Origin of the sequence: Streptomyces sp. NPDC053541 (assembly GCF_044544705.1) — a bacterium.
Lineage (GTDB): Bacteria > Actinomycetota > Actinomycetes > Streptomycetales > Streptomycetaceae > Streptomyces.
In genome coordinates this window covers 376661-390669 of sequence record NZ_JBITXM010000004.1, presented here as the reverse complement: position 1 = coordinate 390669, position 14009 = coordinate 376661, and the positions used below count along the sequence as shown (strand labels likewise).

General features: G+C 70.3%; 14 protein-coding genes. 8 read left to right on the top strand and 6 right to left on the bottom strand.

Annotation, left to right across the window (positions count from 1 at the left end; translation table 11 throughout):
* Window positions 1-11: 11 nt before the first annotated feature.
* Both ACIGW2_RS12340 and ACIGW2_RS12335 read left to right on the top strand, forming a co-directional pair.
* The gene (locus tag ACIGW2_RS12340) at window positions 12-539 is read left to right on the top strand and encodes a peptidylprolyl isomerase (RefSeq protein ID WP_391654022.1); all 528 of its coding nucleotides are present in this window, start codon (window positions 12-14) and stop codon (window positions 537-539) included.
* A gap of 108 nt (window positions 540-647) precedes the next feature.
* On the top strand, window positions 648-1490 hold the full coding sequence (locus ACIGW2_RS12335; protein WP_399843183.1) for a rhomboid family intramembrane serine protease: 843 nt from the start codon (window positions 648-650) through the stop codon (window positions 1488-1490).
* A gap of 281 nt (window positions 1491-1771) precedes the next feature.
* Here the strand turns inward: ACIGW2_RS12335 and crgA are convergent, their stop codons facing one another.
* Window positions 1772-2029: a cell division protein CrgA gene (gene crgA / locus ACIGW2_RS12330; protein ID WP_356066683.1), complete on the bottom strand. Its 258-nt coding sequence runs from the start codon at window positions 2027-2029 to the stop codon at window positions 1772-1774.
* 167 nt (window positions 2030-2196) lie between these two features.
* Here crgA and ACIGW2_RS12325 point away from each other — a divergent pair, with 167 nt between their 5' ends.
* The 6 genes from ACIGW2_RS12325 to ACIGW2_RS12300 all read left to right on the top strand — a co-directional run bounded on the left by ACIGW2_RS12325 (window position 2197) and on the right by ACIGW2_RS12300 (window position 6662).
* The gene (locus ACIGW2_RS12325) at window positions 2197-2964 is read left to right on the top strand and encodes a DUF881 domain-containing protein (protein ID WP_356066680.1); all 768 of its coding nucleotides are present in this window, start codon (window positions 2197-2199) and stop codon (window positions 2962-2964) included.
* A 103-nt stretch (window positions 2965-3067) separates the two neighbouring features.
* Window positions 3068-3781 carry a class E sortase gene (locus ACIGW2_RS12320; protein WP_399843179.1) on the top strand — a complete coding sequence of 238 codons (714 nt, stop codon included), beginning with the start codon at window positions 3068-3070 and terminating at the stop codon, window positions 3779-3781.
* 64 nt (window positions 3782-3845) lie between these two features.
* The gene (locus ACIGW2_RS12315) at window positions 3846-4007 is read left to right on the top strand and encodes a hypothetical protein (protein ID WP_030493741.1); all 162 of its coding nucleotides are present in this window, start codon (window positions 3846-3848) and stop codon (window positions 4005-4007) included.
* Window positions 4004-4642, top strand: coding sequence for an aminodeoxychorismate/anthranilate synthase component II (locus tag ACIGW2_RS12310; RefSeq protein ID WP_356066675.1), 639 nt, complete (start codon window positions 4004-4006; stop codon window positions 4640-4642). The genes ACIGW2_RS12315 and ACIGW2_RS12310 overlap by 4 nt, the downstream gene beginning before the upstream one ends.
* A complete protein-coding gene (locus ACIGW2_RS12305; RefSeq protein ID WP_391654027.1) occupies window positions 4639-5940 on the top strand; it encodes a class E sortase in 1302 nt (433 codons plus the stop codon). Before ACIGW2_RS12310 ends, ACIGW2_RS12305 begins: the two co-directional genes overlap by 4 nt.
* A 41-nt stretch (window positions 5941-5981) precedes the next feature.
* On the top strand, window positions 5982-6662 hold the full coding sequence (locus ACIGW2_RS12300; RefSeq protein ID WP_391654028.1) for a class E sortase: 681 nt from the start codon (window positions 5982-5984) through the stop codon (window positions 6660-6662).
* Between the two features lie 103 nt (window positions 6663-6765).
* Here the strand turns inward: ACIGW2_RS12300 and pknB are convergent, their stop codons facing one another.
* The 5 genes from pknB to ACIGW2_RS12275 form a co-directional block, all read right to left on the bottom strand.
* Window positions 6766-8748 (bottom strand): Stk1 family PASTA domain-containing Ser/Thr kinase, encoded by a 1983-nt coding sequence (gene pknB, locus ACIGW2_RS12295; protein WP_399843175.1) that lies wholly within the window; start codon window positions 8746-8748, stop codon window positions 6766-6768.
* A gap of 190 nt (window positions 8749-8938) precedes the next feature.
* On the bottom strand, window positions 8939-10405 hold the full coding sequence (locus tag ACIGW2_RS12290; RefSeq protein ID WP_391654030.1) for a peptidoglycan D,D-transpeptidase FtsI family protein: 1467 nt from the start codon (window positions 10403-10405) through the stop codon (window positions 8939-8941).
* Complete coding sequence (locus tag ACIGW2_RS12285) at window positions 10402-11844, bottom strand: FtsW/RodA/SpoVE family cell cycle protein (RefSeq protein ID WP_361578512.1); 1443 nt, start codon at window positions 11842-11844, stop codon at window positions 10402-10404. The genes ACIGW2_RS12290 and ACIGW2_RS12285 overlap by 4 nt, the downstream gene beginning before the upstream one ends.
* Window positions 11845-11872: 28 nt before the next feature.
* Window positions 11873-13360, bottom strand: coding sequence for a Stp1/IreP family PP2C-type Ser/Thr phosphatase (locus tag ACIGW2_RS12280; RefSeq protein ID WP_399843171.1), 1488 nt, complete (start codon window positions 13358-13360; stop codon window positions 11873-11875).
* 113 nt (window positions 13361-13473) lie between these two features.
* Window positions 13474-14001 (bottom strand): FHA domain-containing protein, encoded by a 528-nt coding sequence (locus tag ACIGW2_RS12275; protein WP_356066654.1) that lies wholly within the window; start codon window positions 13999-14001, stop codon window positions 13474-13476.
* Window positions 14002-14009: the final 8 nt, after the last annotated feature.

Sequence of the window (14009 nt, the reverse complement as noted above, 5' to 3'; positions counted from 1 at the left end):
GAAGACGGATCGTGGCCGAGCAGCTGTACGCGACTCTGAAGACCAGCGCGGGGGACATCGAGATCCGCCTGCTGCCGTTCCACGCCCCGAAGACGGTGCGGAACTTCGTCGAACTGGCCCGCGGCGAGCGCGAGTGGACCCACCCGGCGACCGGCGTCGTCTCCACCGATCCGCTCTACGACGGCACGGTCTTCCACCGGGTGATCAAGGGCTTCATGATCCAGGGCGGCGACCCGCTGGGCAACGGGACGGGCGGCCCCGGCTACGAGTTCGCCGACGAGTTCCACCCGGAGCTGTTCTTCGACAAGCCGTACCTGCTCGCGATGGCCAACGCCGGCCCCGGCACCAACGGCTCGCAGTTCTTCATCACGGTCGGCGCGACGACCTGGCTGAACCGCAAGCACACGATCTTCGGCGAGGTCGTCGGCAAGGACAGCAAGGCGGTCGTGGACGCCATCGCCGCCGTGGACACCAACCCGCGCACGGAGCGCCCGGTCGAGGACGTCGTGATCGAGACCGTCGTCATCGAGAACCGCTGACCCGCCTCCGGCCTCCGGTCTCCCCTCAGGAACCTTTGCGCCCCGCCCGTCCGTATGGAGGGCGGGGCGACGTGCTTGCCCCCGCCGACCCGTCCTCGGAGGACCTTCATGCACTGCTACCGCCACCCGGACGTCGAGACCGGCATCCGCTGCGCCCGCTGCGAGAAGCCGATCTGCCCGCAGTGCATGGTGTCCGCGGCGGTCGGCTTCCAGTGCCCCGACTGCGTCCGCGGCGGCTCCGGCACCGGGCACGCCCCGCACGCCAACACCCCGCGGACGGTCGCGGGCGGCCGGGTGGCCGCGGACGGGCGCCTCGTCACGAAGATCCTCATCGGGATCAACCTGGCCCTGTTCATCGCGGTGCGGGCGGCCGATCCCCGGCTGGTGGACCAGCTGGACATGATCGGACTGGCGTACAGCGACGAGCTGGGGATCGTCGGCGTCGCGGACGGCGAGTGGTACCGGCTGATCACCTCGGCCTTCCTGCACCAGGAGGCCGCGCACTTCCTCTTCAACATGCTCGGCCTGTGGGTGATCGGCGGCATCGTCGAACCCGAGCTGGGCCGGATCCGCTACACCGCCCTGTGCCTGCTGTCCGGGCTCTCCGGCTCGGCCGTGGTCTATCTGCTCTCGCCGGAGAACCAGGGCGCGCTCGGTGCCTCCGGCATCGTCTTCGGCCTGATCGGCGCCTGGGTGGTGCTGGCCCGCCGGCACCGCTACGACATGCGGCCGGTGCTGATCTTCGTGGCGATCTCGCTGGTCTTCACCTTCGCCCGCCCCGGGGTCTCCTGGCAGGCGCACATCGGCGGTCTCGTCGCGGGCGCGCTGCTCACCTACGCCTTCGTGCACGCGCCGAGGGCCCGGCGGGCGCTGGTGCAGTACGGGGCCTGCGGGCTGCTGCTGGCGATCGACCTGGGGATCGTGCTCGCCCGGAGCGCCGCGCTCACCTGAGCGGGGAGGGTCGTGGAAGAGCTTCTGAGGAAGCTTTCCCCAGAGTTATCCACAGTGCGTGGCCGTGTGGCCACAGGTCCCGGTGCATGACCGCGCCCCCTGCCTCTGACCTGGGCTTACGGGTCTGAAGCAGGGGGCGGAGCGGTCCCGCACGGGTGTTCTGCCGGTCGTACCGGCGTCAACACCGCAGGAGTTATCCACAGATCTTCGTAAGTTATCCAGTGCTGTGCACAACACTGTGGATAACTAAGGGCAGAGCTTGACGGAGCCGGAGCCCGGGGCTACTTCCACTGCGTGGACACACCGAAGCCGGCGGCGATGAAGCCGAAGCCGACCACGATGTTCCAGTTGCTGATGGACTTCAGCGGCAGCGTGCCGTCGGTGACGTAGAAGACCACGATCCACACCAGCCCGATCGCGAACAGCGCCAGCATCACCGGCGCCACCCAGCTGCGGTTGGTCAGCTTGATCGACGCGGCCTGCTTCGACGCGGGCGGCGGCGTGTAATCGGCCTTCTTGCGGATCCGTGACTTCGGCACGAGGGACTCTCCTGTCGATGCGCTGCGTGACCGCGCAGTGAACTGGGGCGGGGTGCCGGGACCGTACGGAGCGGACCGTGACCACGGATGTGTCACAGCGCACCGCAGCCGCCGCCGGGCGTCCGTTAGCGTAGTGGTTCCGCGGCACCGAAGGGGATCAGGGTACGTTGAGCAATTCCGCCGGCACTCCCGCCGGACCGGGCCGAAGCCTCAGGTGGCGGCCGGTCCGAGTGCTCACCGCTGCCGTCTTCGCCCTCGCCGGGCTGATCTTCGTGACCAGCTTCAACACCGCCAAGGGCACCAACCTGCGCACCGACGCCTCCCTCCTCAGGCTCTCCGACCTGATCGAGGAGCGCAGCCACAAGAACGCCGGCCTCGACGAGTCCGCCGCCGCCCTGCGCCGCCAGGTCGACGCCCTCGCCGCCCGCGACGACGGCTCCACCAAGGCCCAGGACGCCCAGCTCAAGGCCCTGGAGAAGGCCGCCGGCACCACCGAGACCTCGGGCCCCGGCCTCACCGTCACCCTCAACGACGCCCCGCCGAACGCCCAGGCCGCCCCCGGCTACCCCGAGCCGCAGGCCAACGACCTGGTCATCCACCAGCAGGACCTCCAGGCCGTCGTCAACGCCCTGTGGCAGGGCGGCGCCAAGGGCATCAAGGTCATGGACCAGCGGCTGATCTCCACCAGCGCCGTGCGCTGCGTCGGCAACACCCTGATCCTCCAGGGCCGCGTCTACTCGCCGCCCTACAAGATCACCGCCGTCGGTGACCGCGACCGCCTGAACAAGGCCCTCGCCGACTCGCCGGCCCTGCAGAACTACCAGCTCTACGTGAAGGCCTACGGCCTCGGCTGGAAAGTCGACGAGCACAGGGCGGTGACTCTTCCCGGCTACTCGGGCACAGTGGACCTCCACTACGCGAAGCCCGTGAGCTGACGCGCCGGCGCACCGCACTGACGCACTGACGCGCTGTCCGGCGCACCGGCGCACCGGCGCACGGGCCGGGCCGGGGGCGCCGCCCCGGGGGGAGTCGGATGCGGTGACGGTGCGCCTGGTCGTACGGACCCTCAGCGAGCTGTGCATCACCGCCGGCGCCCTGATCGTGCTCTTCGTCGGCTACCTCCTCCACTGGACCGGCGTCCAGGCGGACGGCGCCACCGCCGGCCAGCTCGCCGGCCTCCAGCAGGAGTGGGCGGACCGCCCGGTCGAGCCGACGCCCGGAACGCCGCCCGCACCCGGAACGCCCGCCGCACCCGGAACACCCACCACCCCCCGCCCGTACGCCGCGGGCAGGGCCTTCGCCGTCATGTACGTGCCCCGCTTCGGCAGGGACTGGGAGTGGCCCGTCCTGGAGGGCACCGCCGTCGGCACCCTCAAGAAGGGACTCGGCCACTACGCCGGCACCGCCCGGCTCGGCGAGACCGGCAACTTCGCCGTGGCCGGCCACCGCCGCACGTACGGAGATCCGTTCAAGGACGTCCCCCGGCTGCGCGAGGGCGACGCCGTCGTCCTCACGGACGGCACGACCTGGTTCACCTATCGCATCGACCGCGCGCCGCTGCGGACCGTGCCCACCGACACCGCCGTGATCGACCCCGTCCCCCGCAAGTCCGGATTCGACGGCCCCGGCCGCTACCTCACCCTCACCACCTGCGACCCGGAGTGGGGCAGCAGTCACCGGCTGATCGTCTGGGCCCACCTGGACGCCACCCGGCCGGTGACGGCCGGCCGTCCACAGGCTTTGGACGGTTGACCCCCGACCGCCCCGTCGCCCCGTACTCTGGTCCCCGTAACGAACGGAAGGGGCTGCGGACGTCATGTACGGATGGATCTGGCGGCATCTGCCGGGCAACGCCTGGGTGAAGGCGCTGATCTCGGTCGTACTGGTGCTCGCGGTCGTCTACGTCCTCTTCCAGTACGTGTTCCCCTGGGCGGAGCCCCTGCTTCCGTTCAACGATGTGACGGTGGACGGCCAGTGAGCGCGCGAATTCTCGTCGTCGACAACTACGACAGCTTCGTCTTCAACCTCGTGCAGTACCTCTACCAGCTCGGTGCCGAGTGCGAGGTCCTCCGCAACGACGAGGTGGAGCTGAGCCACGCACAGGACGGCTTCGACGGCGTCCTCCTCTCGCCCGGACCGGGCGCCCCCGAGCAGGCCGGCGTGTGCATCGACATGGTGCGCCACTGCGCCGCCACCGGCGTCCCCGTCTTCGGCGTCTGCCTCGGCATGCAGTCCATGGCCGTCGCCTACGGCGGGGTCGTCGACCGCGCGCCCGAGCTGCTGCACGGCAAGACCTCCCCCGTCGTCCACGGCGGCAAGGGCGTCTTCGCCGGACTCCCCTCGCCCTTCACCGCGACCCGCTACCACTCGCTGGCCGCCGAGCCCGCCGCCCTGCCGGCCGAGCTCGAGGTCACCGCGCGGACCGAGGACGGCATCATCATGGGGCTCCGCCACCGTGAACTGCCCGTCGAGGGCGTGCAGTTCCACCCCGAGTCGGTGCTCACCGAGCACGGGCACCTGATGCTCGCCAACTGGCTGGAGCAGTGCGGCGACACGGGCGCGGTCGCGCGGTCGGCAGGACTCGCGCCGGTGGTGGGCAAGGCCGTCGCGTGACCGCCGGGTCGCCGTGGTTCCGGGCGACGAACCTGCCGGAGCAAGCGGAGCCCGGCCAGGAACACGCCCCGGGCCAGCAGCCCCACACGCCGCCGTACGAGCCCCCGTACGAGCCGATACCCGGCCAGGAGTCCTACGGGGACCCCACGGCCGGCTACGGCGCCCCACAGGCCCCCCAGCACCCCCAGGCGCCCCACGCGACCCAGCCGCCCCCGGAGGCGTACTACCCGGACCAGGGGACGTACGGCGAGCCCGCCACGGAGCCCGGCCCCTACACGGAGCCGTACGCGGAGCCCTACACCGAGCCCTACGCCGAGCCGTACGCGGCCGCGCCCGCCTACGAGCCCGCCGGCCACGCCCCGCCGGTCGCCGGGGACCCGGTCGCCGTGGACGTCCCGGACGAGGACCACGACCCCACCGACGCCGGCACGATGGCACTGCGCACCGTCGGCGAGACCCCGCCGCCCGCCGCCCCCGGACCTGGCCGGGCCGAGCGCCGCAAGGCCGCCCGGCGCAAGGGCGGTCGCGGCGCCGCCGCCGAGCCCGAGCCGCCCGCCGCCGCGACCGACGGGCCCGCCCGGCCGCTGTCCCGGGTCGAGGCCCGCCGGGCCGCCCGCGCCGCCAAGGACAGCCTCGGCGTCGTCCTGAGCCGCGCGGTCGGCGAACTGTTCATCACCTTCGGCGTCGTGATGCTGCTCTTCGTCACCTACCAGCTGTGGTGGACCAACGTCCGCGCCGGCCAGGAGACCGACCGCGCCAAGCAGGACATCGAGAACTCCTTCAACGAGGGCGACAAGGACCCCGGCGCCTTCGAGCCCGGCAAGGGCTTCGCGATCATGTACATCCCGAAGCTCGACGTCGTCGTCCCCGTCGCCGAGGGCATCAACAAGACCCAGGTCCTCGACAAGGGCATGGTCGGGCACTACGCCGAAGGCGCCCTGAAGACCGCGATGCCCTCCGACAAGCAGGGCAACTTCGCCGTCGCCGGCCACCGCAACACCCACGGCGAGCCGTTCCGCTACATCAACCGGCTGGAGCCCGGCGACCCGATCGTCGTCGAGACCCGCGACGCCTACTACACGTACGAGATGGCGAGCATCCTCCCGCAGACCTCGCCGTCCAACGTCGCCGTCATCGACCCCGTCCCGAAGGGCTCCGGCTTCAAGGGACCCGGCCGCTACATCACCCTCACCACCTGCACGCCCGAGTTCACCAGCACGTACCGCATGATCGTGTGGGGCAAGCTCGTCGAGGAACGCCCGCGCGACAAGGGCAAGCCGGACGCGCTCGTAGGCTGAACCCCACCATCGACACGCACACTTCGGAACGGGACGACCCTGTGGCACGAGCGCGCAACCGGATCGCCGGGATCATCAGCGTCTTCGGCGAACTCCTCATCACCGCGGGCATCGTCCTCGGTCTGTTCGTCGTCTACTCGCTGTGGTGGACCAACGTCCTCGCCGACCGGGCCGCCGACAAGGAGGGCGACCAGGTCCGCGACCACTGGGCCGCCGACCCCGGCCCCGGCGCCCTCGACACCAAGGACGGCATCGGCTTCCTCCACGTGCCCGCCATGGGCGACGGCGAGGTCCTGGTGAAGAAGGGCACCGACAGCGAGATCCTCAACGGCGGCGTCGCCGGCTACTACACCGAGCCGGTCAAGTCCGCGCTGCCGCAGGACAAGCAGGGCAACTTCACGCTCGCCGCCCACCGCGACGGCCACGGCGCGAAGTTCCACAACATCCACAAGCTGAGGACCGGCGACGCCATCGTCTTCGAGTCCAAGGACACCTGGTACGTCTACAAGGTCTACAAGACCCTCCCGGAGACCACGAAGTACAACGTGGACGTCCTCCAGCCCGTCCCCAAGGAGTCCGGCAAGACCAAGCCGGGCCGCTACATCACCCTGACGACCTGCACCCCGATGTACACCTCGGACTACCGCTACATCGTGTGGGGCGAACTCAGCCGCACCGAAAAGGTCGACGCCCGGCGCACCCCGCCCGCCGAACTGCGCTGACCCCGCCGACGGCACACCCCGGCACACACACGAGTGGGGCCCGCCTTCCCGGCGGGCCCCACTCGCGCGTCCTGCTCGTACGCCGGACGGACCGGCGCTCCGGCTATCCGAAGAAGCCGTTCCCGTCGTCGTTGTTGCCGCCCATCGTGAACACCGTGACCGTGTCACCCGCGTTCACCATGGACCCGGCCGGCGGGTTGGTGCCCATGACGGTGGCGTTGCCCTTGTCCGAACCCGCCTGCGACACGTTCAGACCGAGGGCCTCCAGCTGCGCCTTCACGTCGCTGAACTTCTTGCCCTGGACGTCGGCCGGGATCTGCACCTGGGCGGGCTGCTGCGGGCCCTTGGAGACCTTCAGCGTGATCTGGACGTCCTTCGGCTGGTTGGAGCCGCCGTTGGGGCTCTGGCCGATGACGACGTCCTTCGGCTGGTCCGAATCCACGTCCTGCCGCGCCACGTTGGTGAAGCCCAGCTGGGCCAGCTGCTGCACGGCCTGGTCGTAACTGCGGTTGGTGACGTCCGGCAGCGGCGTCTGCTGCTTCTTGGAGACGGTGATCGTCACCTCGGAGTTCTTCTCCGCCTGGGAACCACCGTCCGGGGTCTGCTTGAGCACCCGGCCCGGCTCCTGGTCGGACTCCTCGTACTGCACGACGACCTTGAAGCCCTTGGCGCGCAGCTGCTCCTCGGCGCTCGCCTGCTGCTTCTCCGTCACGTCCGGGACCTCGACCTGCGGCGCACCCTCCGACACGATCACGTTGATCGTGTCGCCGGTGTTCATCTTGGCGACGCCGTCCGCCACCGGGGTCTGCGAGCAGATCCGGCCCTTCGGCTGGTCGCAGCGCTCGGTGCCGGCCTGCGCGACCTTGACCTGCGAGTTCTCCGCGAGCCCGTTCGCTTCGTCGATCGTCTTGCCGACGAAGGACGGGACGACCACCTGCGGGGTGTCGTCCTTGCCGTTCATCAGCGACTGGCCGATCAGGATCGCGCCGACCAGGACCAGGACGCCGGCCAGGGCCAGCAGGATGGTCGAGGTGTTCGACTTCTTCGGGCGGTTCTGGCGGCGGCCGCCGGAGCGGTCGTCGTAGCCGTAGCCGCCGTCGTCCGGGTTCATCGGGGGCAGCATCGTGGTCTGGCCGGCCGGGTCGGCCTGGCGCAGCGCCGTCGTCGGCTGGTCCTCCGGGGCGTAGCCGCCGCCGTAGCCCTGCCCGTACGCGGCGACGCCCATCGCGCCGGTCGCGGCGACCGGCTGCCCGTCGAGGCAGGCCTCGATGTCCGCGCGCATCTCGTCGGCGGACTGGTAGCGGTAGTCGGGGTCCTTGACCAGCGCCTTCAGGACGATGGCGTCCATCTCGGGGGTGATCTCGGGGTCGAAGACGCTCGGCGGCTGCGGCTCCTCGCGCACGTGCTGGTACGCGACGGCGACCGGCGAGTCGCCGATGAACGGCGGGCGCACGGTCAGCAGCTCGTAGAGCAGACATCCGGTGGAGTACAGGTCGGAGCGGGCGTCGACCTGCTCGCCCTTGGCCTGCTCGGGGGAGAGGTACTGGGCCGTACCGATCACCGCGGCGGTCTGCGTCATGGTCATGCCCGCGTCGCCCATGGCGCGCGCGATGCCGAAGTCCATGACCTTGACCTGGCCGGTGCGGGTCAGCATGACGTTCGCCGGCTTGATGTCACGGTGCACGATGCCGGCGCGGTGCGAGTACTCCAGGGCCTGGAGGATGCCGACGGTCATCTCCAGGGTGCGCTCGGGAAGCAGCTTGCGCCCGGAGTGCAGCAGCTCACGCAGCGTCGACCCGTCGACGTACTCCATCACGATGTACGGGATGGACACGCCGTCGACGTAGTCCTCGCCGGTGTCGTAGACCGCGACGATCGCCGGATGGTTCAGCGAGGCGGCCGACTGGGCTTCGCGGCGGAACCGGGCCTGGAAGGACGGGTCACGGGCGAGGTCGGCCCGCAGCGTCTTCACGGCCACGGTACGGCCGAGCCGGGTGTCGTGCGCGAGGTACACCTCGGCCATGCCACCACGGCCGAGCACCGAGCCCAGCTCGTACCGGCCGCCGAGGCGACGCGGCTCTTCCATAGCTTCTCCAGCCCTCTCCGTCTGTCCCGACCGCACCCGTGTGTGGTCCGGCGGTGTGTGCTGTCCGCGCATACGCTACCGGCCACGGGGAAGCGCTTCGTCCGCCGACCGCCACCTGATACCCGACCGGTACACGGCGGGGCCCGGGCGTGGCGCCGGTCACCGGAACCGGCGCCGTACGTCCGGAAGATCAGCTCCTGGTCTTCAGCACCGCCTTCATCACGGCCTTGGCGATCGGCGCCGCCAGGCCGCCACCGCTGATGTCCTCACGGGCGGTGCCCGCCGAGTCCTCGACGATCACGGCGACCGCGACCGGAGAGCCCTGGGAGGTCTTCGCGTACGAGATGAACCAGGCGTAGGGGCGCTTGGCGTTCTTCTCGCCGTGCTGCGCCGTACCGGTCTTGCCGCCGACCTTCACGCCGTCCATCTCCAGGTCGGCCTTGCCGCCGGTGCCGTTGGTGACGACGTTCTCCATCATCTGCTGGAGCTTCTGCGCGGTCTCCGGGGAGACCGGGCGGCTGAGCTCCTCCGGCTCGTTCTGCTCCAGGACGTCCAGGTTCGGCGCCACCAGCTTGTCGATCATGTACGGCTTCATCAGCTTGCCGTCGTTGGCGATCGCGGCCGTGACCATGGCCATCTGCAGCGGGGTGGTCGCGGTGTTGAACTGGCCGATCGAGGCCATCGCGTTGCCGCCGCGGTCGGCGTTCTTGTCGAAGACCGAGCCCACGGCCCGGACCGGCACGAACTGCTCGTTGTTGAAGCCGAACTTCTCGGCCATCTCGTTCATCTTCTCGACGCCGATCTCGTCGCCGAGCTTCGCGAAGACCGAGTTGCAGGACACCTCCAGGGCCCGGTTCAGGCTCGCGTTCGCGCAGCCGCCGGCGTGGTTCACCATCTCCTTGGTGGAGAGCGGGATCTTCCAGCCCTCGGGGGTGTCGGTCGGCGCGTTGATGTCGGTGACCTTGCCGCTCTCCAGCGCCGCCGCGGCCGTGACGACCTTGAAGACGGAGCCGGGCGGGTAGATCTCGCGCAGCGCGCGGTTCAGCTTCGGCTTGTTCTTGTCCTTCTCCAGCGACTGCCAGGCCTTGGCGTCCGCGTCGTGGTAGCCGGCGAAGGACGCCGGGTCGTACGACGGGGTGGACGCGAGCGCGAGGATCTTGCCGGTCGACGGCTCGATCGCCACGACCGCGCCCGTCTTGGAGCCGAGGCCCTTGAACGCGGCCTTCTGCGCGGCCCCGCTCAGGGTGGTGACGACGTCGCCGCCGCGCTTCTTCTCGCCCGTGAACATCGCCAGCGTGCGGTCGAAGAACAGCCGGTCGTCGTTGCCGGTGAGGATACCGTCCTCGATCTTCTCGATCTGGCTGGCGTCGAAGGCCTGCGAGGCGTAGCCCGTCACCGGCGCCCACATGGGGCCGTCGACATAGGTGCGCGTGTACTTGTAGAAGGTGTCGCCGGAGTCCTTCGACCCGGTGATCGGCTTGCCGTCGACGATGATGTTGCCGCGCTCGCTGGCGTAGCGCTCGATCGTCACCCGCTTGTTCTTCGGGTGGGCGTTGAGCTCGTCGGCGCGCACGTACTGGAGCCAGTTGTCGCGCACCAGCAGGGCGAGGATCAGCAGGCCGCAGAAGATCGCGACTCGGCGCAGCGGCTTGTTCACGGACGGACCACCTGCGTCATCTCGGCGTCGGGGTTCGGGGCGGGGGACGGCGCGGGGCGGCGCGCGGTGTCGCTGATCCGGATCAGCACGCCGATCAGCGCCCAGTTGGCGATCACGGACGAACCGCCGTACGCCAGGAACGGCATCGTCATACCGGTCAGCGGGATGAGGCCCATCACACCGCCGGCGACGACGAAGACCTGCAGCGCGAACGCGCCGGACAGGCCCATCGCGAGCAGCTTGCCGAACGGGTCGCGGGCCGCGAGGGCGGTGCGCACACCACGCTCGATGATCAGCCCGTAGAACAGCAGGAAGACCATGACGCCGGCCAGACCGAGCTCCTCGCCGACGGTGGCGAAGATGAAGTCGGAATTGGCGGCAAACTGGATGAGGTCCGAATTGCCCTTGCCGAGGCCCGTGCCGAGGATGCCGCCGGAGCCGAAGGACATCAGCACCTGCGTCATCTGGTCGCAGGCGTACGCCATGTTGGAGCCCTCGGGCGCCGTCTTCAGGCACTCGAACGGGTCCAGCCAGGCCTGGACGCGGGACTGCACGTGGCTCGCGGTCGAACCGACGACCACCGCGCCGGCCGAGGACATCAGCAGACCCATGACGACCCAGCTGGTCCGCTCCGTCGCCACGTACAGCATGATCACGAACATGCCGAAGAACAGCAGCGAGGTTCCGAGGTCGTTCTCGAAGACCAGGATGAGGAGACTGACCGCCCAGATCGTCAGGATCGGGCCGAGGTCACGGCCGCGCGGCAGGTACAGCCCCATGAAACGGCGGCTGGCCAGCGCCAGCGCGTCCCGCTTCACCATCAGGTAGCCGGAGAAGAACACGGCCAGGACCAGCTTGGCGAACTCACCGGGCTGGATGGAGAAGCCGCCGACCCGGATCCAGATCTTGGCGCCGAAGACGTCCGCGCCGAGCCCCGGCACGAGCGGCAGCAGCAGCAGGACGAGGGCCACCACCATGGAGATGTACGTGTAGCGCTGCAGCACCCGGTGGTCCTTCAGGAGCAGCAGCACGCCCACGAACATGGCGATGCCGATCGCCGAGTACATCATCTGGTTCGGCGCGGACGGGCTGAACGCCCCGTACGAACGCTTCGCCAGCGAGATCAGCCGCGGCGACTGGTCCAGGCGCCAGATCAGCACCAGACCCATGCCGTTGAGCAGCGTCGCCAGCGGCAGCAGCAGCGGGTCCGCGTACGGCGCCCACTTGCGCACCACGAGGTGCGCGACGCCCGCGAGCAGGGTCAGCCCCGCCCCGTACCCGAGCATGCCCGCCGGCACCTTCCCGTCGATCGCCAGACCGACGTTGAGGTACGCGAAGACGGGGATGGCGACCGCGATCGCGAGCAGCACCAGCTCGGTGTTGCGGCGGCTCGGCGCCTCGATGGCGCCGATGGTGGTCGTGTTGGTGACAACGCTCATGGTGGTGAAAGGCCCCCTACGGGTCTGCTTACTGCTTGCCGCAGTTCGAGGCCAGCTTCTGCTCCTCAGCGGACAGGGTCGGTCCGGGGGACGGCGCGGGCGTGGTCTGCTTCGGGTTCGGCGCGGCGGCGCCCTCGGTCGTCGGCGGCTTGGTGCTCGCCCGGTCCGCGGCGTCCGCAGCGGCCTTCTGCCGCTGCTCGGTCTTCTTGCAGGCCGAGGCCTGCAGCGCCAGCTCGGAGATCTTGGCCTGCGCCTTGCCGAGGCTGCCGCCCGCGATCGTGTCCTCGACCTGCTTGCGCTGGTACGCCGGCAGGTACTTGAGTTCGATCTCGGGGTGGTCCTTCTCCACCTCCGACAGCTTCAGCCACGCCAGGTCCTGGCTGATGCCCCGGTACAGCGCCACGTGCTCGTCCTTCGACCCCACGTAGTACTGGGTCTGCGTCCAGCGCCACCCGCCGTACACCCCGCCGCCCACCACGGCCAGCGCCAGGACCAGGAAGAAGGAGCGCTTCAGCCACTTGCGGCCGGTGCGCGGCTTCACGAAGTCGTCCTCGGAGTACGAGCCGAAGGAGCCCTGCGGCGGCATCCCGCCGTAGCCGTGGTCGTCGCCGCTGCCGGGCGGGCCGAAACCACCGGCCGGAGGCTGCTGGTGCGGGGCGGGCCGGCCCAGGCCGGAGGCGCGGCCGGCGGGCGTGTGCATGGCACCGCCGTCGTGCAGCTGCGCCTGGTTCTCGGCGACCGCGCCGACGATCACCGGGGTGTCGCTGAGGTGGCCGGCGAGGGTGTCGCCGCCGTCGACGTCGAGGACGTCGGCGACGATCACCGTGATGTTGTCGGGGCCGCCGCCGCGCAGCGCGAGCTGGATCAGCTCCTGCACGGTCTCCTGCGGGCCCTGGTAGCTGGCGAGGGTCTCCTCCAGCGTCTGGTGCGACACGACCCCGGACAGGCCGTCGGAGCAGACCAGATAGCGGTCGCCGGCCCGCACCTCGCGGATCGACAGGTCCGGCTCGACGTGGTCGCCGCTGCCGAGCGCCCGCATCAGCAGCGAACGCTGCGGATGGGTGGTCGCCTCCTCCTCGGTGATCCGGCCCTCGTCGACGAGCCGCTGCACCCAGGTGTGGTCCTGCGTGATCTGCGTGAGGACGCCGTCGCGCAGCAGGTAGGCGCGGGAGTCGCCGACGTGCACCAGACCGAGGCGCTGGCCGGTCCACAGCAGGGCGGTGAGCGTGGTGCCCATGCCCTCCAGCTGCGGGTCCTCCTCGACCATCATCCGCAGCTGGTCGTTGGCGCGCTGCACCGCCGTACCGAGCGAGGTGAGGATGTCGGAGCCCGGGACGTCGTCGTCGAGCGTCACCAGGGTGGAGATCACCTCGGACGAGGCCACCTCACCGGCGGCCTGGCCGCCCATGCCGTCGGCGATCGCGAGCAGCCGCGGACCGGCGTAACCGGAGTCCTCGTTGCCCTCGCGGATCATGCCCTTGTGCGAGCCCGCGGCGAAACGCAGTGACAAGCTCATGCCCACCTGCCCTGTCGGCGCCGTGTCGGGGTGCCGCCGGTCTCGAGCCACACTGCCCACCCTCCGGTCGGGAGCCCGCGCTCGCTCCGCTCGCGCTCATTCATGATGCAGCACTACTTCCGAAGCTCGATGACGGTCTTGCCGATGCGGATCGGCGCGCCCAGCGGAATCGGGGTGGCGGTGGTCAGGCGGGTCCGGTCGAGATACGTGCCGTTCGTGGACCCGAGGTCCTCGACGATCCACTGACCGTCCCGGTCCGGGTAGATCCGGGCGTGCCGGCTGGAGGCGTAGTCGTCGTCCAGCACGATCGTCGAGTCGTGGGCCCGGCCCAGCGTGATGGTCTGGCCCTGCAGGGCGACCGTCGTGCCGGTGAGGGTGCCCTCGGAGACGACGAGCTTGGTCGGCGCGCCGCGGCGCTGCCGGCCGGCGGGCGCGGCCTGCTGCCCGCCCCGCTGCTGCGGGGGCGCGGCGGCCTGCCGCCCGGCCTGCGCCTGCGGCCGCGCGTCCTGGCGGCGCGAGCCGCGCTGGGTGACCCGCGTGCCGAACAGGTCGCTGCGGATGACCTGGACGGCCACGATGACGAACAGCCACAGAACGGCCAGGAAACCCAGCCGCATGACCGTCAGGGTCAGCTCTGACATTGCCCCCG